The organism is Edaphobacter lichenicola, from assembly GCF_014201315.1.
GTDB classification, from domain to species: domain Bacteria; phylum Acidobacteriota; class Terriglobia; order Terriglobales; family Acidobacteriaceae; genus Edaphobacter; species Edaphobacter lichenicola_B.
On record NZ_JACHDY010000004.1, the window covers coordinates 333,417 to 357,786 of the forward strand.

The 24,370-nt window shown below is 58.0% G+C and carries 21 protein-coding genes; 8 read left to right on the forward strand and 13 right to left on the reverse strand.

Annotation, left to right across the window (positions count from 1 at the left end; genetic code table 11):
- Positions 1-140: 140 nt before the first annotated feature.
- The 3 genes from HDF09_RS14960 to HDF09_RS14970 all read right to left on the reverse strand — a co-directional run bounded on the left by HDF09_RS14960 (position 141) and on the right by HDF09_RS14970 (position 4,125).
- Entirely contained in the window at positions 141-2,219 is a 2,079-nt protein-coding gene (locus HDF09_RS14960) for a M13 family metallopeptidase (protein WP_183767714.1), read from the reverse strand.
- Between the two features lie 197 nt (positions 2,220-2,416).
- A complete protein-coding gene (locus tag HDF09_RS14965; RefSeq protein ID WP_183767716.1) occupies positions 2,417-3,502 on the reverse strand; it encodes an MlaD family protein in 1,086 nt (361 codons plus the stop codon).
- Between the two features lie 242 nt (positions 3,503-3,744).
- Positions 3,745-4,125 carry a holo-ACP synthase gene (locus tag HDF09_RS14970; RefSeq protein ID WP_183767718.1) on the reverse strand — a complete coding sequence of 127 codons (381 nt, stop codon included), beginning with the start codon at positions 4,123-4,125 and terminating at the stop codon, positions 3,745-3,747.
- Positions 4,126-4,358: 233 nt separating this feature from the next.
- Here HDF09_RS14970 and HDF09_RS14975 point away from each other — a divergent pair, with 233 nt between their 5' ends.
- Entirely contained in the window at positions 4,359-4,724 is a 366-nt protein-coding gene (locus tag HDF09_RS14975; RefSeq protein ID WP_183767720.1) for a hypothetical protein, read from the forward strand.
- A 12-nt stretch (positions 4,725-4,736) separates the two neighbouring features.
- On the opposite strand, the gene HDF09_RS14980 is transcribed toward HDF09_RS14975, so the two are convergent.
- The 5 genes from HDF09_RS14980 to HDF09_RS15000 form a co-directional block, all read right to left on the reverse strand.
- The gene (locus HDF09_RS14980; RefSeq protein WP_183767722.1) at positions 4,737-6,017 is read right to left on the reverse strand and encodes a transporter; all 1,281 of its coding nucleotides are present in this window, start codon (positions 6,015-6,017) and stop codon (positions 4,737-4,739) included.
- 16 nt (positions 6,018-6,033) lie between these two features.
- The gene (locus tag HDF09_RS14985; RefSeq protein ID WP_183767724.1) at positions 6,034-6,714 is read right to left on the reverse strand and encodes a C39 family peptidase; all 681 of its coding nucleotides are present in this window, start codon (positions 6,712-6,714) and stop codon (positions 6,034-6,036) included.
- On the reverse strand, positions 6,714-7,124 hold the full coding sequence (locus tag HDF09_RS14990; protein ID WP_183767726.1) for a hypothetical protein: 411 nt from the start codon (positions 7,122-7,124) through the stop codon (positions 6,714-6,716). The genes HDF09_RS14985 and HDF09_RS14990 overlap by 1 nt, the downstream gene beginning before the upstream one ends.
- A gap of 73 nt (positions 7,125-7,197) precedes the next feature.
- The gene (locus tag HDF09_RS14995) at positions 7,198-8,481 is read right to left on the reverse strand and encodes a hypothetical protein (protein WP_183767728.1); all 1,284 of its coding nucleotides are present in this window, start codon (positions 8,479-8,481) and stop codon (positions 7,198-7,200) included.
- 567 nt (positions 8,482-9,048) lie between these two features.
- On the reverse strand, positions 9,049-9,642 hold the full coding sequence (locus HDF09_RS15000) for a hypothetical protein (protein WP_183767730.1): 594 nt from the start codon (positions 9,640-9,642) through the stop codon (positions 9,049-9,051).
- A gap of 36 nt (positions 9,643-9,678) precedes the next feature.
- Between HDF09_RS15000 and HDF09_RS15005 the strand changes: the two genes are divergently transcribed.
- The 3 genes from HDF09_RS15005 to HDF09_RS15015 all read left to right on the forward strand — a co-directional run bounded on the left by HDF09_RS15005 (position 9,679) and on the right by HDF09_RS15015 (position 12,174).
- Entirely contained in the window at positions 9,679-10,467 is a 789-nt protein-coding gene (locus HDF09_RS15005) for an ABC transporter ATP-binding protein (protein WP_221270156.1), read from the forward strand.
- 207 nt (positions 10,468-10,674) lie between these two features.
- Complete coding sequence (locus HDF09_RS15010) at positions 10,675-11,526, forward strand: JmjC domain-containing protein (RefSeq protein WP_183767732.1); 852 nt, start codon at positions 10,675-10,677, stop codon at positions 11,524-11,526.
- 105 nt (positions 11,527-11,631) lie between these two features.
- Entirely contained in the window at positions 11,632-12,174 is a 543-nt protein-coding gene (locus HDF09_RS15015) for a putative signal transducing protein (protein WP_183767734.1), read from the forward strand.
- Between the two features lie 23 nt (positions 12,175-12,197).
- Here HDF09_RS15015 and HDF09_RS15020 read toward each other — a convergent pair whose 3' ends face one another.
- Positions 12,198-14,201, reverse strand: coding sequence for a M1 family metallopeptidase (locus tag HDF09_RS15020; RefSeq protein WP_183767736.1), 2,004 nt, complete (start codon positions 14,199-14,201; stop codon positions 12,198-12,200).
- 122 nt (positions 14,202-14,323) lie between these two features.
- Between HDF09_RS15020 and HDF09_RS15025 the strand changes: the two genes are divergently transcribed.
- Positions 14,324-15,208 (forward strand): magnesium transporter CorA family protein, encoded by an 885-nt coding sequence (locus tag HDF09_RS15025; RefSeq protein ID WP_183767738.1) that lies wholly within the window; start codon positions 14,324-14,326, stop codon positions 15,206-15,208.
- Between the two features lie 137 nt (positions 15,209-15,345).
- A complete protein-coding gene (locus HDF09_RS15030) occupies positions 15,346-15,606 on the forward strand; it encodes a hypothetical protein (protein WP_183767740.1) in 261 nt (86 codons plus the stop codon).
- Between the two features lie 59 nt (positions 15,607-15,665).
- Here HDF09_RS15030 and HDF09_RS15035 read toward each other — a convergent pair whose 3' ends face one another.
- The 3 genes from HDF09_RS15035 to HDF09_RS15045 are packed head-to-tail and all read right to left on the reverse strand — an operon-like array spanning position 15,666 to position 17,926.
- Complete coding sequence (locus HDF09_RS15035; RefSeq protein WP_183767741.1) at positions 15,666-16,580, reverse strand: bestrophin family protein; 915 nt, start codon at positions 16,578-16,580, stop codon at positions 15,666-15,668.
- A complete protein-coding gene (locus HDF09_RS15040; RefSeq protein ID WP_183767743.1) occupies positions 16,577-17,227 on the reverse strand; it encodes a carbonic anhydrase in 651 nt (216 codons plus the stop codon). Before HDF09_RS15040 ends, HDF09_RS15035 begins: the two co-directional genes overlap by 4 nt.
- Positions 17,228-17,287: 60 nt before the next feature.
- Positions 17,288-17,926, reverse strand: coding sequence for a thioredoxin family protein (locus HDF09_RS15045; protein ID WP_183767745.1), 639 nt, complete (start codon positions 17,924-17,926; stop codon positions 17,288-17,290).
- A gap of 277 nt (positions 17,927-18,203) precedes the next feature.
- Here HDF09_RS15045 and HDF09_RS15050 point away from each other — a divergent pair, with 277 nt between their 5' ends.
- Entirely contained in the window at positions 18,204-18,680 is a 477-nt protein-coding gene (locus HDF09_RS15050; RefSeq protein WP_183767747.1) for an HNH endonuclease signature motif containing protein, read from the forward strand.
- 6 nt (positions 18,681-18,686) lie between these two features.
- On the opposite strand, the gene HDF09_RS15055 is transcribed toward HDF09_RS15050, so the two are convergent.
- The gene (locus tag HDF09_RS15055; RefSeq protein ID WP_183767749.1) at positions 18,687-20,192 is read right to left on the reverse strand and encodes a glycosyltransferase family 39 protein; all 1,506 of its coding nucleotides are present in this window, start codon (positions 20,190-20,192) and stop codon (positions 18,687-18,689) included.
- A 560-nt stretch (positions 20,193-20,752) separates the two neighbouring features.
- Between HDF09_RS15055 and HDF09_RS15060 the strand changes: the two genes are divergently transcribed.
- Positions 20,753-24,238 (forward strand): vitamin B12-dependent ribonucleotide reductase, encoded by a 3,486-nt coding sequence (locus HDF09_RS15060; RefSeq protein WP_183767751.1) that lies wholly within the window; start codon positions 20,753-20,755, stop codon positions 24,236-24,238.
- Positions 24,239-24,370 lie beyond the last annotated feature (132 nt).

Consider the following 24,370-nt stretch of genomic DNA (forward strand, 5'->3'; position numbering starts at 1 on the left):
TGTCGCGACTTTGTGCCACTTATGCCCTTCATTCTGGTTGGTCTATCCTCCGCGGATATGGTCACCACGTCATGGTTACCGCCAACTTCATCCACCCAAAAAGCCCAGGCCACAGCCCGGGCCTCTGGTTCACTCCACCTCTACCACACGCGACAGGAGTTCACCGGCATCATCGGCTGGCCCGCTTTACAGCCAAACGCTTTGCCAAACTCATCGAAGTTCTGCACCGTGCCCTTCGCCCGCCACTCGCCTGTGCTATGCGGATCGGTCTTAGCCAGCACACGCGCGTTCTGCTCCGTCTGATTCTGGCACCACAGCTGTCCGAAGGTGATAAAGAAGCGCTGCTGCGCTGTATATCCATCACGCTTCCCATCAACATACCCTGGCTCGGCGGTCGCCCCCTGCTGCGTAAGAGCTGCTTCGAGCGCCTGGAAAGCAATCCGAATCCCGCCATTGTCTGCTGTGTTTTCGCCAAGCGTCAGCTTGCCGTTCAGGTTTTGTCCCTCCGCCACCTTGAACCCGTCATACTCTTTCACCTCGCAATCGGTGCGCTCGGTAAACTTCGCGCGGTCCTCGGCGGTGAACCACGGCCGCACATTTCCCTTCGGATCGTACTTCGATCCCTGGTCATCGAAGCCATGCGTCATCTCATGCCCAATCACAGTGCCGATCCCGCCGAAGTTCACTGCTGGATCTTTGCTGTTATCAAAGAAGGGAGGCTGCAGAATCCCGGCAGGGAAGTTGATGTCGTTGTTCGAAGGGCTGTAGTATGCGTTCACGGTAGGCGGCGTCATACCCCACTCCTTCTCGTCGACCGGCTTGCCCAGCTTGGCAAAATTTCGGGCCCGCTCAAAACTCTGACCCCTCTCTACATTGCCGAGATAATCGTCCCGCTTCACAGTCAACGAGCTGTAGTCGCGCCAGTTTTCCGGATAGCCGATCTTGTTCCGAATCGCATCCAGCTTTGCCTTCGCTTCCACCTTCGTCGCATCGCTCATCCAGGGCAACTGCTGAATGTCCTGTCTCAGCGCTTGCTCCAGCGCCACTACCAGCTTGTCCATGTTGGCCTTCGCATCGGGCGGGAAGTACTCTTTCACCCAATCCTGTCCCACGGCCTCGCCAAGTGCTGTATCAGTCGCGCGTGTGCAGCGCTTCCATCGTGGAGTCTGCTCCTTCTGGCCTTGCAGCGTCGCCGAAAAGAAGTTAAAGTTTTCATCCACAAATGGTTTTGACAAAGCATGCGCCGTGGTCCTCAACGCATGCCAGCGTAGATAGCTCTTAATTGAATCCAGACTCGCAGCATCGATCTCGGCATTCATCGCCTTGAAGTAGTCGGGCGTTGCAACATTCAGCGTGCTGAACTCGCCGATCCTGACCTCCTTCAAATAAGTCTGCCAATCATAATCCGGAGATAGCGCCTCGAGATCCGCCTTGGACATGATGTGATACCGCTTCGCCGGATCCCGCAGCTCGACTCGATCCATCGAGCCCTTGGCAAGCGCCGTCTCGATCGTCATCACACTCTTAGCCTCGTCCGCTGCCCTCTCCGGGGTGTCGCCCAGCAGTACGAACATCTTCGCGACATGCTCGACATACTGACCCCGAAGCTTCTGGCTCCGATCATCCTCGGTCAGGTAGTACGACCGGTCCGGCAACGAGAGGCCCCCCTGGATCGCACTCGCAATCTGCTGGCTCGAGTCCTTCTGATCCTGCTGCACGCTCAATCCATAAAACGCGCCCACAGAGTAGTTCTTCTGTAACTCCGCCACGATCGTTGCCAGTTGCTTTTTGTCCTTCAACGACGCAATCGTCGCCATCGCCGGCTGCAGCGGCTTTGTCCCCAGCTTGTCCGCCAGATCGACGTTCATGCACGCCGCAAAGTAGTCGCCATACTTCCGCTGCAAGGGGGTCTTCGGATCCTCGGCAGCTGCCTTTAGCTCCGTGTACAGCAGATAATTATTGCGTTCCGCTAACTCGTTAAACCTTCCCCACCGCACCTGATCAGCAGGAACGGGATTCTTCTTCAGCCAGTTGCCGCACGCATATTGGTAGAAGTCGGTGCAAGGGTCCACAGTCTTATCGATTGAGGAAAGGTCAAAGATCATCGGCTGCTTCGGCTCTGAAGTTGGTCCGCTCGGTACATCAGTTTCCGTAAATGCTTGCCCCAGACACACGGCAGTAGAAAGTATCAACAGACTTGCTAAAGACTTGGAAATCATGTCGCTCCTCAGAAAAACCCTCTGTAGAAAGCTACCATTCAGAAAACCAGACGATTCTTTGTCTGCTGTCAAAACGTAACTCTCGGTGGTTCTACGAAGACGAAGTGCCGCATCACAAAGTTTCCGGGTCTATGAAACGCAGAAAAAACGGGCTCAGACCGAGGCCCAAACCCGTTGTTCTCGCTATCGCGTCTTCTCTAGAAGATCTTCAGATGGATTGTCAGGTACTTCTTCGGATCGCTCCGAATTGTCGTCACTAGATCCGTGCTGGCCACCAGGAGCTTATTCAAGTTGGTGTAAGCGGCATCATCTTTCACCAGTTTGCCCAGCGTGCCCCGACCATCGTTCACTCCCGACACCAGCATGTTGACCTGCGTCAGCGTATTGCTCAAATCCTGGCGAAACTTGGGATCTTTCAGCATCAGCCCAAGTCCACCCTTGCCAGCGTCGGCATCGGCCAGCAGAGAGTTCGCATGAGCAAGCGTCGAGTTCAGATTTTTATAGAGGGTATCGTCCTTCAGCAGCTTGCCCGCCGTACCCTTGCCGCTGTCGATCCCATCCGCGATGTTCTGCAGCTTCTCAACAGTGCCGTTCAGCCGGTTGTACAGCGTGTCGTCGGTCATTAGTTTGCCAATCGATCCGCGGCCTGCATTGATATTTTTCTCCAGCTTCAGCAGCTCATCGACGGTATTATTCGCCTTGTTGTACAGGTCGGGACTATTGATCAGCTGTCCAATCGAGCCCTTCCCCGACTGAATGTTGTCGACGATGACGTTCATCTTGGCCAGAATCACATTCAGGCTCTCGATCGTTCCCTGGCTCGCCTTCACGACATCGGTCAAGCTAGGCGTCTCCAGAGTCTTCAGCACATCACCATCCTGCAGCAGCGGCCCAACGGCAAACTGGCTGTTAATGTCCACCACCGTATCGCCCAGCACCCCCACCGTCGACAAGGAGGCCTTCGAATCCTTCTTCAGATTGGTGGCGAACTTTTCGTTCATCTTCATCACCACCTTCACCGGCGTCAGCTTGTGCTCCGGCGAGTTGTCGATCGTCACCGACTTCACCGTCCCGATCGTCACACCCTCCAGGTTCACCGCCGCACCTGTCTTCAGCCCCGCCGAGTTCTCGAAGAATGTCACCACCGTCAGCTTATGCGAGAAGATTCCCAGCCCCGACGAACTCGTCATCAGGAACAGCAGGGTTACCAGCACCACCGTCGAAATCAGTACGATCACGCCCACCTTCAACTGCGACCACCGGACCTCCTGCTGGCTGGGCATAGCTCTCCTTTAAGATCTTTTTCCAAAACTTCACTGCCGCGGCGTCGCACTGCCGTCTCCCGCCTGTAGCGCAATCAGGGTGTCAGTAACTAGGAGAATACATTACCCTCCCAGTCAATCACCCAGGAAAACTCCTGGCATCACCTCGCGCTAAAGTGGTCGATCTGTTATGGATGCCCAAACCGCTCTAATGGTTTCAACTTCCTTATGGTTTCAATTTCCTATGACCCACGACCGCTGGGTTAATCCTCCGCTACCACCACCGCCATCGCCAGCTCCCGGCTGTGGGTCAAACTCAACTGTACCCTGCGCACGCCCATTGCCTTTGCCAACTCTGCGGCCCGGCCACTTAGGTGGAGCGTGGGTCTTCCGCTCGCCTCGCGCCGCACTTCAAGCTCTCTCCATGTAATGCCTCGGCTAATGCCGGTGCCCAGGGCCTTCGCCCCAGCCTCCTTTGCTGCAAACCGGGCTGCAAAGCTCTCTGCGGCATTCTTTTTCTTGCGTATGCAGTACGCGATCTCTCCCGCAGTAAAAACCCGCTCCAGAAACCGCTCGCCGTACCGGTCGATACTCTCTTTGATCCGTTTCGTCTCTATCAAATCCGTTCCCACACCCAGCACCATGAAGAAACCTCGCTCACGCTACTTTCTTACACCGCGGAACCAACAGCAGACAAATCATCGCCGAAGACAGAGAGAGTTCCGAAGTGGTATCGCAAGTCATCTCTTTTCAACGTTATCAAACCGTAAGCACTACATGACCACAGTACCCCGCCATAGACTCACGCTTCCCCCCTCCCTTTCCGATGAACACCCTATCGGCAAGCACACTTCGATTCGGCAGAGGCCAACATTCCATGCAATCGCTTGATATTCAGGGCTTCAGCTACGAAGAGCGCCAAGGCCTTCTGCCCTCGCTCACCTCAGCCTTCGCAGACTGCGGAGGCTGGATCCTCAACCGCAGGACCCTCTCGCCCACTACCATGGAGTTCCGGGTCGAGATCCAGCTCCGCGCCGTCATCGACCTCTACGCCTCCATCATCTCCTCTGGCCTCGAGCTCACCCGCGCCGGCCACCTCGGCTTTACCCACCTCTGCACATGCCGCAAAAATCTCACCACCCCGGCCGACCTCGGTCAGATCATCACCATCCGTCTGGAGATAAGCTTTCTTGAAGACGCAACCCTTCAGTCTCTCTTTCTCTCAGCCGGAGAGTGCGCCTGATCATCCCAAGCACTAATGCACGTCCAGCTTCTTCTGTTTCGGCCCCCACAGTCCCATCCGGAACGGCACACCCACCGAGAACTGCAGATTCGGCGTATCCGGCGTCAGCCCTACGCCAAAGCTCAGATCAATCGTCTTCCCCGGCGCATACACATAACTTGTTCCCAGCCGCAACGTGCCTTCCACCAGATACGACGCAGGAATATCCACCCCGTTCAACGTGGTGCTGCGAGTAAATCGTTGATCCCACCCCAGTGTCATCGATACCTCCGGATTCAAGGCCAGGATCGAACCAATCTGGAACCCAACGGCATCCCCCGGATTGAAGTGTCCCACCATCGTCGCCGCCGGGTTATTCGGATCGTTGGCCGACACCGTATGATCGCCTTTCAGATTCGCCGTGTAGGAAAGATTCCCGAAGAAGACCACCGGATCGCTCGACTTCGCCATCGTCAGGTTTCCCTGGATTGAGTTGAAGCCTGTCCCAAGCGCGATCTGGCTGCTCTGAAGGTTGAAGGGATCTTTCCCCGTCGTCGATTTGAATCGCACACTCGCCAGCATGTCGGGAATCTTTCCATGCTCGCTGGTCAGCTGTCGTGAGATGCCAGCAGAGATATCGCCCAACCCAAAGCTGCTCGAGGAGGTCTGGACATTGTTCGCGTCCACCGTCCGAATCAACTCATACCCATAAGGAATCGTGACGTCGCCCTGGAGCTTATGCGGCAGTCCAAGTCGCGCCGTGAGGTTTGGCAGAAGATAGTCTTCTCTTATGCGCTCCGAAGCGATATCGCCCACCACCAACACCGGCAGCAACGCAAAGCCATTCACCGTCACATGGTCCGACGACGCGCTGAAGTAAGAGGTGGTGTTGTCGACCTCCAGGGTTCCAGAAGGCAGCAGCAATCCGCCGCGCACAATCAAAGCCTGATCAAGAGCCTCCGTTGCCTGCCGTTCCGTGCTGTCGTAGGTTGAGGTTGACACCACCGAGTTGATCACACGACTGGTCGAGGCGGCCGGCAGAGTTGGACGTTCGTCCACCTTGGCGGGAGTAGTAAATCCTCCGTTCATGCGCCACTCCAGCTCATTAACTCGTTCCAGCAGATTGCGGATGATCGCATCGCGCTCCCGCAACGCCTCCTGCAGCTTCAGATCCACTGGGTCTCTCGCCGGCGTTGTAGCTTTGGCGACCTCCTGTGTCTGCGGCTGACCGTTAGCTGATGTCGCCTGGGCAGAGAGTGATCCCGCGCTCGCCAGCAACACCACAACTGCTGATAAAACTCTTCGCCGCAACATCGAGCCGCCTTTCCTCTCAGTACAAATAGTTGCTCGGAGCCGTAACTCCGATCTTGCGCGAGATCAGCGATTCATCCGGTACCAGCCGTGCGGCCAGAGGAAGACGCTTGTCTCCGATCATTCGGTCGTCTGGCGGATGCACCACGAAGACGATGCCGTTCTTCCACAAGGTCTGAAACCGGTCGACTCTCATCGTTATATTGCCGAAGCCCGGATCGCCCAGAATCACATGCCCCGCAACAATGCCCTTCACCACAACAAAATGGTCGAAGCCTTTCTCTCGTATCGGGACGATCACAGATGTTTTTTCCTGCGCCAGATCCTGGATCGTCATACCGCTGAAAGCCTCAGCGTGGTATCCTCGCGCCTCGGAAAAGTGCTTCAAGTCGAGTAATGAAAATCCACCCCGGGAGCGCACGCGAGTCGCATCCACGCGATGAAGAAGCCACACCACGATCGAAGTCTCAGTCGTATCGTCCTTGAAGTCATAAGTAAGGAGTGTACTCAACGCCGCGGCGCCACAACTCACATCCCAACGCTGCTTCACCACGCCCTCATCGCGAATCTCTTTCAGGCTTCGGACATTCTTGCTCCCCCTCGCCCCCGTCGCTTCTCCAGTGTTCTGAGCGCGCACGAGGGCAGGGAAGAGAACAAGACTAGCCAGTCCCGCAGCAAGTATCGATCGCAAGCAGTTCATCAGTGTTTTCCAGTCAGGTTGGACTGCACAATGGTCCCTACCGTCGAGTTCAGATTGACGTTCAGGTTCAGCAGCACATTGATGTTGGAGTTCACCGCGTTGATGTTGACCAGCGAACTCAGATTCTGCTGCGCGCTGCCATTCAACGTGAGCGTGCCCATGTTGGTGGTTGAGGTCAGCGGTCCGGTCAACACCTGCAGCGTACCGGCACCTGTCACCAGTCCGTTCGCAGTTGACGCCGACCCTTGAAACTGCACGACTCCATTCGACAAGCTCGCCGAAACGCCCGCTGCCGTAACCCGATCCATGGCAGCGTCGTTCAGCGATTGGCCTTTATGCTTGGTTGAGCTCTGGGCCACTCCTGCAGAAGTTAGCAGCGCAAGACCCGCAATCACTAAAAGACGATTCATACATCCTCCTTGAAGCCACAGAGAAGCGTAGGTTGGGGCTCTCTGATTGGAGAGCCCCTCCCTGCGGCCGTCTTTAGCGAGACTGCGAGATAATGTTGACCTGGCTAAGGGTCGGCGTGGTGGTGATGTTTGTCGTGTGGGCAATGTTCAGTCCATTGGCAACCATACCGCCGGCCGCGTTGACGATGTTCAATGCCTTCGCGTTCTGCTCTGCCGAACCGGCAAGTATCACGCTGTAGCTATTGGTGTCGTCAATCGTCGATCCATCGACGGCGATGTTCTTCGCGGACGCATCGTCGAAGCTGAGTGCTCCCTCTATATCCTTAGTTACCGACTTGCTCTTCACTGCTGTAAAGGACTCCGTGTCTGAAGCGGTCGTCGCAAGTGTCTCCGCATCACTGGTCGCATAGTCATTCGACACACTCACATTATGAGTCTTCGACGAGCTCGCGGTCAGTGTGTTGCTCTTGCTCGAGGCCAGGTTCAGGGTGGCCGCCAACGACGCGGCGTTGGTTGAGGCGCTCGTATCTGTGTTCGACGTGTTGCCGGTGGCGTTATTCGCCGACCCGCCATTGGCTGCGTGCGTATTATTCGAAGCAGCACCTACGGTTCCAGAGGTGCTTCCACCACTCGCAGCGTTGTTGCTGGAAGTCGAACTGCCCGACGTTCCGGCGCTGCCGCCAGTCGCTGCCGTTGCATTGTTGGCTGTGGTGCCGGTAGCCGCTGTATTGTTGTCGTTGGCTGTATTGTTTTCAGAAGCGTTCAACGTCGCAGCAGCAGTCTTCGTTTTGTTAAACGTGTCAGAGAAGCTCTTGGTCTTCGTCAGATCGTTGGTATAAGCAAAGTTATCGGTCGTGCTGGTGTTAAGCGAAGAGTTGAGGCTCGACGCAGAGCTGCTTGCAGCGCTTACATTCGAGTTCTTGACAACCGTTAGCTGGCTGTTCGTTCCCCGCTTGTAACCGGTGAGATCGGCCGACGATGAGCTATCCTGCGAAATACCGTTGGCCTGCGTTACATCGGTTGGTTTGGATGAGGCATCGGACAACGCGCTGCTGTCGTATACGTTGACGCCATTGGCAACAAGCGCGTCAGACGAACTTACGATGTTGATGCCACTGGCACCCATCAGCGCGCTTCCAGACAGATTCACCGTGCCTGTGTTGTTTTCAGTGACGGTCGAGTTATTGGCCGCGATCGAAGAATTCTCTTCGCCGGCGGCGGTAACTTTGTCCATCTGGTTGTCAGCCAGCGCCTGCTTTGTCTGCTTATCGTTGGTGGTTTTGGTCTTGTTCTGGCCGTAAGCGGAGCCGCCGACAAGAACCGATGCGGTAACGAGAGTGCAAATGAGTTTATTCACGTCTGCCTCCTGGGCATTGTTGACCAGCGCGACCGTCTACGCAGCAAGGCCGGCTGCATAGGGGACCAAATTGACGCACCACACTGCGGGCGCGCGCGGAGACTCAGCGGGCGCAGTTGGGACATCACGTAACTATCCGGGGTTAGGGCTTCAACTCAGGCTGAATAGAATCAGCGTAAAACGTAAAAAGCGAAATAACGCATGCGATCTGACTGGTCGTTCAAGCCGATCGCGTTCGTAATGTAGTTCGTGCGTGAAGCCCTTACTACTGATGAATGTCATCTCTGTCTTGCAACAGATAGTGCGCGACAGATGGAGCCCGTTTCAGAAGTATCTTCCAGACTTCCGACGCAGTATGACATGCAATTCATGTGCCAAGTTTATCCCCCGCATTCCACAGGGGATTTCGCGTATCTCATTCGGCATCATGCACCAACTTGCAAATATCGAGGAAAAAGTTATCTCGCTGCCTCTACCACACCGGTAACCCTCTTGCCGGGATCTGCCGTAACTTACGCGGTTTTTTTCTCTCGAAATATCGCTATCTCGGAGCATCGGAGTCCTCAATCAGCGCCCAAGCGCCACCACCGTCTTGCGGTGCAGCACACTGTCTGAGTCCCCAATAATTAAGAACCCCGGCTGCTTCCACCCATGCGTCAAAACCAATCTCAAGCCCGTCGCATCTCCAGCCAGCTTGAAGACCGGCTCGCTCACCACCGAAGCTCCGCCACCCACCTTCGTCGTCAATCCCACTCCATTGACTCCAGCCGACTCCTCCCACCGACGCCCCTGCGCATCCGTCAGGTAAACCTGTATCAAACTATCGCTCTGCGCCGACCGGCCCCGATTTGTAACTCGAACGGTTACTCGCACCAGGCGCCATCCATCACGGACCATAAAGCCCTTCACCTCCTCAACCCCCGCGACCGTAAAGCACATCTCATCAAAGCACTGCGGTTGTCCCACCACTACCACTCTCTGCCTCTGGCCCAGCGAAACCCCTATCAGTATCGCCAGATACACCACCCAAACCCCGGCCAGCCAGGCTATCCCGCGACGCACTCGCGCCCGTTCGCCCCGCAGCCACGACACCCCAACACCCACCACGCCCAGTGCCGTCCAACCCGCCACTCCCGCCAGCAAAAGCTCGGTCAGCCTCACTCCCCACCCCATTCGCGATAGACTTTCTATACGTACATGCCTCCTCATTCTTCCACGTTATCCCCCCAGCCCAACTTCCCTTCCACAACGCCTGTTCACTCGACGCCCGGTGGCAGCGCTGCAACGCCTGTTATCCTCGCTCGCGATCTCGGCAAGACGTACCGTTCCGGCAAACTCGAGGTTCCTGCACTTCGCAAGGTCAACTTCGCCATTACACCCGGCGAGTTTGTCGCCATCGTTGGCCCCTCCGGCTCCGGGAAGTCCACTCTCTTTTACATTCTCGGCGGCCTCACCGGAGCTACCACCGGCTCCGTCCTCATCGACGGCGTAGACTTCGCCACCCTCACCGATGCAGAGCGAACTCGCACCCGCCGCGCCAAGATTGGGTTCATCTTCCAGCGTTTCAATCTCCTGCCCACTCTCTCGGCCATAGGCAACATTGAGATCGCCCACGACATCGCCAATCTCGGCGCCTCGATCAAGCGAGAACTCGACCACCCTCTTCTCACCCACCTCACCGAGATGCTCGGCATCCAGGGCCGTCTCGACCACCGGCCAAACGAGTTATCCGGCGGAGAGCAGCAGCGCGTAGCCATCGCCCGAGCCCTCATCAACCGCCCCGCTATCGTCTTGGCCGACGAGCCCACCGGCAACCTCGATACGAAAAACTCAGATGCCGTTCTAAAGATGCTTCGCCAGTCCAGCCGGGAACTCAACCAGACGGTCCTCATGATTACCCACAACCCCGAGGCCGCCCAGATCGCCGATCGGATCCTCCATATGCGTGACGGCGAAATTACTCATATTGAAACCGTTACGCGTTAGCGTAACTGCTGGGCTTGAATTGCGAGAGCTTAGCGACGATAAGCGAGAATAGTAACTAAAAATCCGGTTACTTTACGCAAAATACCGCTAAAGTAGTGCACTAAGAGCCCAGGTAGACCACTTTAGAATTGAAGTAGAGACTCCTCCCCCTGTACCATGCGCTTGTCGCCACTAGATTTTTGGGGTAGCGATCTGCCGGGGGATTCTGTGACTTACACATACTTTCAACCAGAGCAACAGTTCTCTGACTGCTTCAAGCGCAAGCCCTTTCTCTTCTCTCACAACTTGGCCTCAAACGATCTCTTCTCGACGGCATCCGTGGAGAAGCTAGCTGAAATCTGGAGCCGCGACAACACCAAATCCGGCTTCTTCTACCTCGACAGAAAATTCAGAGAGTGGGGCAGTGAAGATCACAAGGCCAGCCTTGTAGAGGCCTTTCGCCACTCTGACCTCAGCCGCATGAGGATGAAACTCAGCTTCATCCATACGCAGCCAAAGTACGACAAGGTCCTCGAAACCATGACGCAAGAGCTCTCGGAGCTTACTCATGTTGACCTCGGCAAAGAGTATCGCGCGCCCATGGAGACGCTCTTCCTGACCTCGCCAAACGAGTTTACTCCGTATCACATCGACAGCGAAGACAGCTTCCTGCTGCAGATTCAGGGCACAAAGACCATCTACATCTTCGATGGAAGCGACAAAGAAATTCTCAAAGACCTCGATATAGAAAAGTACTGGGCGAAGAACGAGATCGCATTCCGTGAAGAGATCAGGTCGCGCGCCATGCGCTTCGAGATGGAGCCAGGAATCGGCGTCCACATCCCCATGCACTTCCCCCACATGGTCGAAAGCGGTCCCACATCTTCGATGTCGCTCAGCATCGGCTACGAATCAATAGCCTTCGATCGCGACCTCTTCCGCGTCAACCACCAGCTGCGCAAACTAGGTCTCAACCCCACACCTCCGGGCAAGAGCAAGGTCATCGACAACACCAAAATGGCCGTCGTCACTGGAGCCAAGACCATCACCAAGACGCTCAAGGGCCTGCAGCACAAATAATTTTAAGTCTTGTGGTCTGCTAACATCCAAGGCGTGTTCAACCCCTTCCGTCCCGAACCCGAACCTACATTTGCCGACCTGTACCGCCCGATGTCGGAGCTGGAGTTGCAAAGCCTTCTCGCGGACTGGCAATCATTGCTACCAGAGGCCCGCACGGCCCTCGCCGCCGAGTTTGCCTCCCGCCACATGGAATTCATGGAACCATCAGCGACTCCGGAAGATGCTCCCGCGGAGTTTCGCGAGCTCATCACCGTTCGCCGCTATCGCGACCTTTCCGAGGCGATCGTTGCCCGCGCCGTCATCGAGTCGGCCGGCATCTTCTGCTTTCTGAAAGATGAGAATCTCGTCCGGCTCGACTGGCAGGTTTCAAACTTCATCGGCGGCATCCGCCTCCAAGTCGCTTCCTCCGATGTCGAAGCTGCCGAAGAGATCCTGGCACAGCCTATCCCCACCGAGTTCCCTATTCCAGACCAGCCAGGCTTCTCGCAACCACGCTGTCCACGCTGCACCTCCACCGACATCACCTGGGAGCGTCAGGGCCGTAAGGCAGCTCTCGCCTCGCTTTATCTTTTTTCGCTGCCACTGCCCCGCGGTTCGGAGTCATGGCACTGCAACAGTTGCGACCTGCGCTGGCAAGATGACGACTAGTTGTCTCTACGAACGGAAAATTTCTACTCCAACTTCTTATCATTATTGCTGCGGTCGTCATCCGGCAGCACATGGTCGGGATCGACGACGACCTCGCCGATTGGCGCTTTATCCTCCAGCGTCCAGGTATACGTTCCCTTTTGTAGCCAAGTCTCTACGGGCAGTGTCACGCGTAACTTCTCGCCGCTTTTGAACCGCACCTCAACGGGCGTCGGCAGCACCAGCTGTCCGCGGTTGCTGATCGTCACCACCGATCCCTCCACCTTGTCGACGGCAACATCATACTTCCAGTTGTTGAGATACCATCCCCGCCAGAACCAGCTCAGGTCTTCGCCGCCTTCGCTCTCCATCGCACGAAAGAAGTCCGAAGGCGAAGGATGCTTGAACGCCCAGTCCTTGATGTACTTTCGGAACGCCCAGTCAAACCGCTCCGGCCCGAGGATCTGTTCCCGCAGCAGCACCATCCCATACGCTCCCTTGAAGTAGCTCACCGGATGCCCAAGTTGCTCCGGATAGCTGTCCGCCGGCATCATCAACGTCCCAGCCTCCGCATTGTCCAACACCTTCAGGATCATGTCCGGCGGCTCTCCACCAGCCGAATACTCCAAGTCACGCTTTGGCCCATACTTCCCGCCCGCGTACTCCGCCGACTCCTCAATATCGATGAACGTGTTGAACCCTTCATCCATAAACGCATGCCGCCGCTCATTCGAACCGACGATCATCGGGAACCACGTATGTCCAAACTCGTGCGCCGTCAGCCAGAAGAAGAACGGTCCTTTATCCTCGACTCCATCGAAGACCACACCGGGATACTCCATCCCGCTGGAGAACCCCGCGATGCTCACCGCGGTAGGCCACGGGTACGGATACCAGTGCTTCGAAAATCGCTCAATCGTATCCTTCGTATACTCGGTCGACTTGTCCCACGCATCCGGCCCCACGCTCTCCGGCGGATACACACTCATCGCCAGACTCTTCTTCCCATCCGGCAAATTGATCTTTGCCGCATCCCACACAAACACTGGCGACGCGCTCCACACCACATCCCGCGTGTGGTCCATGTGGAAGTGCCACGTCAAAGTTCCACCCTGCTTCGGCCGGCTCGTGGGGTCACTCACCTCCGCGGGCGTGCGAATGAAGACCGTCTTATCGCTATTCCTCGCCTGCTCCAACCGCTCCATCTCGGTCTTCGTCAGCACCTCCTTCGGATTCACCAGCTCTCCCGACCCCGCCACAATCATGGCCGTAGGCGCCGTCACGAAATAGTCGAAGTGCCCATACTCCAGATAAAACTCTGCGCCGATGTAAGGCAGCGTATCCCACCCACGCAGGTCGTCATAGACGCACATCCGGGGATACCACTGCGCCATGTCGTAGATCTCCCCGCTCTTGGTCGCGCCCCAAGAAGTCCGGCCGCCCCACACACCAGGAATCGCATAGTGATATTTGATATGGATCTTCAACTGGCCACCATGTCCACTCAGCGGCGTCGCCAGACGAATCTGCATCCGCGTATCGTCGACCAGATACTCCGCCTTCACCGTCTGCTTCCCCTGCTCGATCTCTACAGAATCGAAGACATACCCTTCAGTAGAAGGAGTCGGCCCAGCCTCATCCCCTCCACGCCTGCGCCTCGCCCCTCCATTAGCAACTCGCGACCGCGAATCCTTCCGATAGATGTTCTGCTCTACCTGCACCCACAGACTTGGCAGCACATCAGGACTGTTATTGGTGTAGGTGATAATCTCCGTTGTGCTCAGCTGCTTCGCCTCGGTATCGAGCGAAGCATGCAACTCGTAGTCCGCCTCATTCTGCCAATAGTTAGGCCCCGGAGAACCGTTGCTCGACCGATATCCATTGACCGGCTGTGGCAGAGTAAGCGGCGCAAACGTCAGTCGCGGGTCATATCCTGACGCCACACCAGCTCCAGCACCAGCCTGCGCCAGTGCCGGCTCCGCATTCCAACCAAGCCAAAAAGCAGTCAACAGCAACACGAATAGACGAACATCGCACCGGATCTGCATCAGGGGTGGGTCTCACTTTCTAAAATCTGAGGGTGTTTTCTAGATCATAGACGTAAGCCACAGTAGGATGGACTCGAGCTACCGGCCTCCCGGCATCAAATCGCGCATAAAAAAGGAACTCCATGCCCTGGTATCAACTTAACGACGCCAACGACCCCAAGCTCGACGCGCTCGCCAAACAGTACAACCTCCACCCTCTTCATCTCGAAGACACCCGCAACGAAGACGAAGGAGTCAAAGTTGACTCTGGCGCAGCCTACACCTTCGCCGTCTTCAAGCCGGTCCGTCTCGTCCCCGACCCCGACAACCCTGGCGAAGAGATGCCCTCCTTCTCACCCATCGACATCTTCGCCGGCAAAGACTTCCTCATCACCGTCTCCGACCCCACCTGCCCCACCACCGAGCAGGCCCTCGCCCGCGCCCGCCGCGACGGCGATGACGAACACCCAGGAAAACTCGTCTCCCTCATCCTCGACACCATCGTCGATCTCTACTTCCCGGCAATCGATCACTTCGACGATCGCATCGACCAGCTCGAAGACAAGGTCTTCGACGATCCGTCCCCCGAGATTCTCCAGGCCGTCTTCGCCATCAAGCGCGAACTCATCGACCTCCGCCGCGTCCTCGTCAACACCCGCGACGCGGCGCTCCATCTCCAGCGTGATCCCAACACCATCATCGACGCCGACAACCAGCCCTACGTCCGCGACACCTATGATCACATCGCACGCCTGCTCGACTCAGTCGAAACCCAGCGCGACCTGCTCAACAACACCCTCGACATCTACCTCTCGTCCGTCTCAAATCGCACCAACGAGGTCATGAAGGTCTTAACAGTTTTGGGTACCATCGTCCTTCCAGTTCTCGCCATCTCCGGCATCTACGGGATGAATCTCAAAGGCCTACCTTTTGAAGACTCTCCCCACGGTGCAGAGTGGGTCGGCGGCATCACCGTCGTCGCCACGGCTGTCTTGCTGTTCATCCTCCGCAAGCTGAACTGGCTTTAGCCGATCGACTCCACCTCATCAAAGCAATCTAAACGCCTGTTGACGACGCAAAATTAGCACGAAAAGAGATTCCCGCGGTCGACCGCTATCCTGCATCTTCTGAAGTACGACGGCAAAGCCGCCAAGGAGATTCGTTAATGACCGACTATCGTGTAAGTCAAGGGGACGTTCAGGAAGATCAAGTAACTGCAGCCATCGAAAGGGTAACGGCGCAGGTGCCATCCAGCGTTTATCTGGCCTTGGCGCTTGGCTCAATGGCCATCTCGGTCGGCTTCCAGGCTGCTAAAAAACACCATGACGCTTTATTCGTGGGCCAGTGGGCAGCGCCTTTCCTCATCTTGGGAATCTATAACAAGCTCGTGAAGCTTCATGGCTCAGACGGTGCTTCTCACGCCTGACCGTTAAGAGAGAAGCCCCGGCACAAGACCGGGGCTCTTTCTTCTACAGCATTCGGCGATTACCAAAGCACACCGTCGATCGGAGTCGTGGCCGGCGGAAGCTGCGTCTCGCCAAGCAGCTGCCGCAGGTTGACTTCGATTGTTCTAGTGATCGAAGTCAACGGAACGTCATAGATCGTGTTCTCAAAAGGATCTTCCAGGTCTCGTCCGATCTTATCCAACGCAAGAAAGATAAACCCCACCAGCGTCGAGCCAAGCGGCGTCAGCCATCCCATATTCGTCACCAGCGCCAAGGGCAGCAGGACGCAGTAGATATGCACGAACAACTGCGGAAAGTAGTCATACTGCTTCGGCATCGGAGTGTTCTTGATCCGTTCCGCACCGCCCTGCGCATCCGCCAGATCGTTCAGACTCTCGTCCATCGCGCGCCACTGCAGCGCGTCAATCCACTCCCTCGTCTGGCACTCCAGCAGCAGCTTACCCATCAGCTGCTGTAGAGCCAACGGAACATTCTTCTCGGCCCGCAGACTCTCAAGCTCGCCGTGCTCCATGAACGGCGCGATCACCGCCCACGGCTCCAGCTTCCTCAGGTGTTGTCGCAGTGCATGCACAAACGCGATCTGCAGATAGACCATCCGCCGCTGCATCTCCTTGAGCTCCGCAGTATCGCTACCCTTCAGCGACAACATCCCAGTGGTCACCTGTCGAGCCCAGCTCCGCGAGTTGTTTACCACCGAACCCCACAGAATCCGCGCTTCCCACCACCGGCCATACGCGGACTGGTTCCGGAACGCGACGATAATTCCGATCGCCGATCCAAAGAGCGCCAGCGGAATATGCGGCATCGCCACCCACTCCCAGTGCAGCAGCTTGTACGCCGCCACCACCGCCAGGTCATACAGCACCAGCAGTAGCAGCGGTAAGCCAACGTACTGCAGCATCGGCATCAGCTGTCGCCCACGCGGAACGATCATTCGCTTTCGCCCTGAATCGTCACCGGCACAAACGTCCGACTCCCGTCCTCCGAGATCCTCACCTCGCCCTTCCCAATGTCGTAGATCCATCCGGAGATCGTTAACTCCCCACGCGCCGCCGCCCCCGCAACCGACGGATGCGTCCGCAGATGCTGAATTTGCAACAAAACATTCTCCTCGGTCAGCCGGCGCATCAGCACACCTGGTTCCTCGTCAGGCTTGGCGAGCGAACTCGCCACACTCAACGCCGCATGCGCGTTCTTCAACCAGCTCTTCACGGTCGGCATCTTCTCCAGCGCTTCAGGGTGCAGCAGTCCCTTCATCGCTCCGCAATCACTGTGTCCGCACACCACGACATGCCGCACCTTCAGTGCCGTAACGGCATATTCGATCACCGCACTCACGCCGCCAAGCATCTCGCCGTACGCCGGCACCAGGTTTCCGACATTTCGAGTTACAAATACATCTCCGGGCTGCGATTGTGTAATCAACTCAGGATCAATTCGAGAGTCCGCACAAGTCACGATCAAAGCATGCGGCGTCTGAGGCTCGCTCGCTGCCTTGACGTAAGTATCCTTGTTCTCAGGATAGACACCCATTCGAAACTTCCGTATCCCAGTTTTTAGCTCTTCCAGTACAGCATCCATAGCTCTCCCTTTCTCATGTCGTCAATCAATCTCATCGCGCACTGCCGCGCAAGCGGCTGGTTATTCCTTCCACTTGATATTGCACCCAATCGAGAATCGTTGATTCGTATCCGGTCGTTTTCCCGCGATCACCGCATCCATCGCAGCCCGCAGATCCTTCCCCGTCACTGGAATGTCGTTGCCTGAATCCCCGCGTCGAGGTCGGCTATCATCGATCTGCCCGCGATATACCAACGCCATCTCCGCGTCGAACAAAAAGAAATCCGGGGTACAAGCCGCGTCATACGCCCGCGCGACCTCTTGCGTCTCGTCGTACAAATACGGAAAGCGGAACCCAAGCCGCTCTGCCTGCTTCTTCATCTCCGCCGGTGCGTCCTGCGGATAAGCCTCCACGTCATTCGACGAGATCGCCGCAATCGCGATCTTTCCCTCGTAGTCCTTCCCAATCCGCGCAAGCTCCTCCTCCACATGCTTCACAAACGGGCAGTGCACGCAAAGAAACATCACCAGAAGCCCGTGCCGGCCCGACGGCGACGTTCCACCTCCGGTCATCCGATTCTCCGTATCAGACCGCCCATCGTCCCAGCTTGCAGCGAAGACATCATCCCGCCCCACAGCTCTTCCGCTCACAACATCTACTAGTTCAAACGCCGGAGCCGTAGCTCCCAACGCGACCATCGTCGACTGTGTCCTGGACATCTTGCCCTCCGCTCCTTCACGATCATAGCCAACTCTGAACTAACACCACTACCGCTGAAGCCGTTTCTTTTCGTCTTCCTCCGCGAAAATTATGTTTTCTGCGATGTCTCTCTCTCTCTCTCTCTCTTTGACAGAGTTTTGTGCGTTGTTTTGATCTTCAGCCACTTTAGATCTTAGATAAAAGATAAACTCACGAGCCGCACTCTCTCCGTTCTCCAGAAGGGCACCCGCCTCACCATCCCCAAACCCACCCCACGTCCCCTATCCTCAAACCAGCATGATCGTCCCACGCACCCTCGCCGGCGGCCGCACCACTCGACATGCTCTTCCGGTCGGCCCGAACAAACTGCCTCTCTGCCGCTGGTGCGAACTTGAAATCCTCGCGAAACGCCGCCGCACGTTCTGCAGCGACTACTGCGTCCACCAGTGGCGTCTCCGCACCGACCCCGGCTACCTCCGCCACCAGGTCCTCGCCCGAGACCGCGGTATCTGCAGCGTCTGCGCCATCGACACCATCGCCGCCTACAACGCCCTCAAGCGCTCTCGAGGCTCCGCCCGCGCCGCCGGCCTACGCCTCTACGGCATGAAGTCCATCACCTCTCGCCGCAGCCTATGGGACGCCGATCACATCCGTCCCGTAGCCGAAGGCGGCGGCCAGTGCGACCTCGACAACCTCCGTACCCTCTGCCTCCTCTGCCACCGTGAAGCTACCGCCCAGCTTCGCCAGCGCCTCCGCCTCACCCGAACCTCTTAGCCCAACTCATCCATAAGCCTGGTACTCCTTCCAGAACTTCGCCCACGGCAGTCGCGGCGGCCCACACACGAACACACTCCCACCCCGCTCTTCATTGTCGACACCCTCGGGATTATCGACGCGCCCCACCAGTCGGCAGTCCGTAAATGCTTTGTCAGCCGTAGACTTCGAAAGCCCCAGCACGATCAACGTCGTAGGCGGCACCGCAGGATACCCACGCAGCCAAGCCGAGTTCGTCCTGCTGATCGGCATCGGCAAACCATACGCCGGCCCCAGAATCTCGACAGCCCCCTGCTCTCCGTAGTTCGCCGTAAACACGCCGACACTCGACCGTTGCTCAGCGGGAAGGGAGTCGCGAATCCCCGCAACCAGGGCCACCATCTCCTTCCACCCCGTCTCCTCTCGCAGATCGCCATTGTTCTTCAGCGCGAACTGCTTCAGCAGCCCATCCGAAGCCAGCGGCACAATAATCGCGTACACAAAGATCCCGTACGCCGCCATCCCCGCAAAGACCATACCCAGCACAACCCGCCGCCATGCCAGGCCAAGACTCGCGACCCATCTCTCCCCAGCCACCGCACCCATCGCCAGCAGCATCGGATAAGCCGCAGCCAAATAGTACCCACGTCCTTTACCAAACAGGAACAGCGCGAACGGAACCACGTACATCCACCCCAGCATCCGATATCGCTTGTCCCGCAAAAAACAGATCGCCCCGGCGATCCACAACGGCGCCGCCGCCAGATTCGCGCAGATCTTGAACTGGTCTCTCACAAAGCCGTTCGCCCGCCCCTGCCGCACATCCCGCACATGGATATGCTGCAAAAAATGCAGCGAGATAAATCCATGCCGCACCTGCCAGATAAAGTTAGGCGCGAAGATCAGCAGCGCAACCGCCACTCCACCCCAGAACCACCCACTCGCAAAGTAACGCCGAGCCGAACTGAGCAGCATTCCGCTCACGATCCCCGCGATAAAAAACAGGATCGAGTACTTGGTCATCAACCCCAGGCCGACAAAGACTCCGATCGCCAGCCACCATCGCGGGTTCTCCGTCTTCAATAGCCGAATCACGAAGTAAGCGATCAGAACCCACCATAGATAGTCGAACGAGGAGTACTGAAACTCCGTCCCCTCGAACACCGGAAGCCCGGAGGTCGCCACCGCCAGTGCCGCCGTCACCTGCGCCAGCCGACCGCCGCTCAGCTCTCGTGCCATCAGCCCCGTCACCACAATGGCCAGAGCCTGCGCGACGACAGAGAACAGCCGCAACCCCACCATCGACACCCCAAATAACTGCAATCCCACCCGCTCCACAAACGGCGTAAACGGAGGATAGGCGACAAACCCCCAATCCAGATGCCGCGCATCGCTCAGAAACTGAAACTCATCCCGATGAAACCCGTACCGCCCATTCGTCAGCAGATGAACCAGTGCAACCACCAGCGCTATCCCCAACAGTGCCAGATTGTCCCACTGCGCTGCCGTGCGTGAGCCATTCGAGGTCCGCATCAAGAATCCTCCGTCTGGGATGTTTTGTCGTCTGTGCAGCGCTACGCAACACATTACACGGGAGTTCCCTCATGCTCGCGAGTTTTGTCCGGAATACACCCAAACTCCTTCAAGCCAATTGCCCTCTTTCCCACATTTCCACCTCCCTCCACAACCAGTTGCACCTTGCCCCTGGAGCCGCTTTGCGCCTACCCTCAAACCTGTCCTTTTTATGGAACAGTAAAGCCGGGAGGGACGGGCTCATTCTGCAAAATCCACAGCAAAAACCGTGGTTTTCTCCGTTTTGACACATTAACCCCGCGTAAATAGGGGTATTCGTACAGCTAACACAACATGTTGTGCTTTATACTTGACACACCCCATAAGGGGCGTTACTTTCACGACTGCAGCCACGCAAAACACGGCCAAAGTTCCTTACATTTCACGACTCAGAACGCCGCCGGCTCTATCCGCCGGATACATATCCAGCGCTCTACTCGTAAGTTTTACCTTCCGGCCGAACGCCTCCGGGAGGCATCGGCAGCTAAGATTTTTCATCAAATTAGAAGGAGTACTTCCCCATGGCGACCATCCCAAACCAGACCCACACTCAAGGTCAGAACGGCACCCAGACCGCACCCGGAGCAGCCGGCTTCGAGAATCAGCGTACCCCCGGTCTGAAGTTTGATCGCCACTTCACCAAACCGGGAATCTCCCCCTACGACGAGCTCGTCTGGGAGCTTCGCGACGCCATCATCCAGGACTTCAAGGGCAAGATCATCTTCGAGCAGAAGAACGTCGAGGTTCCCGCCGACTGGTCCATGACCGCGACCAACATCGTCGCCTCCAAATATCTCCACGGCCTCAACGGCAGCGACGAGCGCGAATCCGGCGTCCGCGCCCTCATCACCCGCGTCGCCGAGTCCATCCGCGACTGGGGCATCGCAGGCGGCTACTTCGCCTCCCAGGCCGACGCCGACACCTTCTACGCCGAGCTCGCCCACCTCCTTCTCAACCAGAAGGTGGCCTTCAACTCGCCCGTCTGGTTCAACGTAGGCTGCGACCGCCTCGAGCCCAACTCCGACGCCCAGAACTGGCACTGGAACGCCACCACCGGCAAGGTCGAGTTCTCCGTCACCGGCTACACCAAGCCCCAGTGCTCCGCCTGCTTCATCAACTCCGTGCAGGACTCGCTCGACTCCATCCTCACCCTCGCCAAGACCGAGGGCATGCTCTTCAAGTGGGGCTCAGGCGCAGGCTCGAACCTCTCCAACATCCGCGGCTCCATGGAGACCCTCAGCGGCGGCGGCACCGCCTCCGGCCCCCTCTCCTTCATGCGCGGCTTCGACGCCTTCGCCGGCGTCATCAAGTCCGGCGGCAAAACCCGCCGCGCCGCCAAGATGGTCATCCTCAACGTCGACCACCCCGACGTCGAAGACTTCATCCAGTGCAAAGTAAAAGAAGAGCAGAAGGCCTGGCACCTCATGCAGGCCGGCTACGATGGCAGCGGTCCCGACTCCGAAGCCTACAGCTCCATCTTCTTCCAGAACGCCAACAACTCCGTCCGCGTCAACGACGAGTTCATGCGCGCCGTCGAGTCAGACGGCACGTTCGTCACCCGCACCGTCAAGGAGCGCACCACCGTCAAGGAGTACAAGGCCCGCGACCTCATGCACACCCTCGCCGAAGCCACCTGGCAGTGCGGCGACCCCGGCATGCAGTTCGACACCACCATCAACAAGTGGCACACCAGCAAGAACACTGGCCGCATCAACGCCTCCAATCCCTGCTCGGAGTACATGTTCCTCGATGACTCCGCCTGCAACCTTGCCTCCTTCAATCTCCTGAAGTTCCTCACCCCCGGCGGCCAGTTCGACATCCCCAGCTACCGCCACGCCATCGAGATCGTCACCACCGCCATGGAGATCATCGTCGACTCCGCCGGCTACCCCACCGAGATGATCTCGAAGAACTCGCACGACTACCGCCCGCTCGGTCTCGGTTATGCGAACCTCGGCGCGCTCCTCATGGCCTTCGGTCTCCCCTACGACTCCGACGCCGGCCGCGACTTCGCCGCCACCCTCACCTCCATCCTCTGCGGCGACGCCTACTGGCAGTCCTCCCGCATCGCCGAAACCTGCCCACCCCTCGGCGCAGCCACCCCGCTCACCCAGCAAGCCTCCATCGAAGGCGGAGCCTGCCCCGGCTTCTACGTCAACCGCGAGCCCTTCCTCGACGTAGTCCGCATGCACCGCGCCGAAGTCAACAACATCGGCAAGTCCAAAACTTCAAGCGCCCGCGGCCCTGAAAACCAGGAGCCCTTCTCCGTCCCCCAGCTCGACTCGCTCATCGAAGCCAGCCGCCACGCCTGGGACGGCGCACTCGCCCACGGCGAAAAGCACGGCTACCGCAACTCCCAGGTCACCGTTCTCGCCCCCACCGGCACCATCGGCTTCATGATGGACTGCGACACCACCGGCATCGAGCCTGACCTCGCCCTCGTCAAATACAAGAAGCTCGTCGGCGGCGGCATGATCAAGATCGTCAACAACACCGTCCCCTCGGCCCTCATCAAGCTCGGCTACTCCGAGTCCGAGGTCAACGCCATCGTCAGCTACATCGACGCCACCGGCACCATCGAAGGCGCGCCCGCCATCAAGCCCGAGCACCTCGCCGTCTTCGATTGCTCCTTCAAGCCTTCCAAGGGAACCCGCAGCATCTCGTACATCGGTCACATCAAGATGATGGGGGCGACACAGCCGTTTCTTTCGGGGGCGATCTCTAAGACCGTCAACCTCCCCCAGGACTGCTCCGTCGACGACATCGCCGAAGCCTACATGGAGAGCTGGCGCCAGGGCCTCAAGGCCGTAGCCATCTACCGCGACAACTCCAAGGGAACCCAGCCCCTCAACGTCACCGCCCAAACCGATGCCGACAAAAAGGGCACTCGCGGCACCAACGCCGTAGCCACCGCAGCAGGGGTACTCACCGCAGTAGCAGCCCAAGCCGAAATCGACGAAGCCGTCGAAGTCGCCAAGGCCGCCACTCGCCAGCAGCTCACCGAGGCCATGGAGAACGCCACCGCCGCCCACGTCCGCATCCACAGCCTCGAAACCCAGCTCAAGCAGATCGCCGATGCCGCCCTCCAGAACTCCGACGCCGCCGACTCGCAGGCCCCGCCCCGCGCCGTCCGTCACCGTCTCCCCGCCGAGCGCGCCTCGGTCACCCACAAGTTCGGCCTCGCCGGACACGAGGGCTACATCACCGTCGGCCTCTACCCCAACGGGCAACCCGGCGAGATCTTCATCCGCATGGCAAAAGAAGGCTCCACCGTCTCCGGACTCATGGACTCCTTCGCCACCGCCGTCTCCCTCGCCCTCCAGCACGGCGTCCCCCTGCGCGTCCTCTGCGAGAAGTTCGCCCACACCCGCTTCGAGCCCTCCGGCTGGACCGGCAACGAGCAGATCGGCTACGCCAAGTCGATCATGGATTACATCTTCCGCTGGATCCAGATCCGCTTCCTCTCCGGACACCAGTTCGACCTCTTCGTCGGCCTGACCCCGCAAAATCAGGGCCAGTCCAGCATCCCAACCAGCATCCCCGTCGAAGGCACCGTCAACGCCCCCGGCAACCGCATCGAGTCATCCAACTTGAGGGGACCCTCCAGCACCTCGGTACCAGTCAACCGCATCGAGTCATCGGTCCTCCCCAACCTTCATGCCTCTGCTGTCATCCTGAGCGGAGCGAAGGATCCCGAAGCAGCCGGCCCAGCCACCAACAGCCTGGACCTTTCTGCCTCGACCTCCCACTACGACAGCCACGAGCACACCCACCCCACCACCCCACCCCAGCAGGGAATCGCGCCCGACCTCAGCGCCCGCAGCGGGCTCGAATCCCCCAACCCCATGTCCCTCGAAGACCGCGGCATCTACCACCCCTCCAACGCCATGAAGTCCATGTACGAGATGGGCGACTCCCCCTCCTGCGCCACCTGCGGAGCCATCATGACCCGCAGCGGATCCTGCTACCGCTGCATGTCCTGCGGCAGCACCAGCGGTTGTAGTTAGCAACTATTTCATACTTTTACTGGAGCTGTGGGTCTACGCATAACGTGAAACTGGTACACCATAACGTGAAACCAGACACACCATAACGTGAAACTGAACGTCCGCCCTCCAGGCCCGCCAATTACCGGACCT

Coding starts and splice junctions, on each gene's coding strand:
- HDF09_RS14960 (WP_183767714.1), bottom strand. CDS start 2,219: ATGATTTCCAAGTCTTTAGCAAGTCTGTTGATACTTTCTACTGCCGTG.
- HDF09_RS14965 (WP_183767716.1), bottom strand. CDS start 3,502: ATGCCCAGCCAGCAGGAGGTCCGGTGGTCGCAGTTGAAGGTGGGCGTG.
- HDF09_RS14970 (WP_183767718.1), bottom strand. CDS start 4,125: ATGGTGCTGGGTGTGGGAACGGATTTGATAGAGACGAAACGGATCAAA.
- HDF09_RS14975 (WP_183767720.1), top strand. CDS start 4,359: ATGCAATCGCTTGATATTCAGGGCTTCAGCTACGAAGAGCGCCAAGGC.
- HDF09_RS14980 (WP_183767722.1), bottom strand. CDS start 6,017: ATGTTGCGGCGAAGAGTTTTATCAGCAGTTGTGGTGTTGCTGGCGAGC.
- HDF09_RS14985 (WP_183767724.1), bottom strand. CDS start 6,714: ATGAACTGCTTGCGATCGATACTTGCTGCGGGACTGGCTAGTCTTGTT.
- HDF09_RS14990 (WP_183767726.1), bottom strand. CDS start 7,124: ATGAATCGTCTTTTAGTGATTGCGGGTCTTGCGCTGCTAACTTCTGCA.
- HDF09_RS15005 (WP_221270156.1), top strand. CDS start 9,679: ATGCCTCCTCATTCTTCCACGTTATCCCCCCAGCCCAACTTCCCTTCC.
- HDF09_RS15020 (WP_183767736.1), bottom strand. CDS start 14,201: ATGCAGATCCGGTGCGATGTTCGTCTATTCGTGTTGCTGTTGACTGCT.
- HDF09_RS15025 (WP_183767738.1), top strand. CDS start 14,324: ATGCCCTGGTATCAACTTAACGACGCCAACGACCCCAAGCTCGACGCG.
- HDF09_RS15030 (WP_183767740.1), top strand. CDS start 15,346: ATGACCGACTATCGTGTAAGTCAAGGGGACGTTCAGGAAGATCAAGTA.
- HDF09_RS15035 (WP_183767741.1), bottom strand. CDS start 16,580: ATGATCGTTCCGCGTGGGCGACAGCTGATGCCGATGCTGCAGTACGTT.
- HDF09_RS15040 (WP_183767743.1), bottom strand. CDS start 17,227: ATGGATGCTGTACTGGAAGAGCTAAAAACTGGGATACGGAAGTTTCGA.
- HDF09_RS15045 (WP_183767745.1), bottom strand. CDS start 17,926: ATGTCCAGGACACAGTCGACGATGGTCGCGTTGGGAGCTACGGCTCCG.
- HDF09_RS15050 (WP_183767747.1), top strand. CDS start 18,204: ATGATCGTCCCACGCACCCTCGCCGGCGGCCGCACCACTCGACATGCT.
- HDF09_RS15055 (WP_183767749.1), bottom strand. CDS start 20,192: ATGCGGACCTCGAATGGCTCACGCACGGCAGCGCAGTGGGACAATCTG.
- HDF09_RS15060 (WP_183767751.1), top strand. CDS start 20,753: ATGGCGACCATCCCAAACCAGACCCACACTCAAGGTCAGAACGGCACC.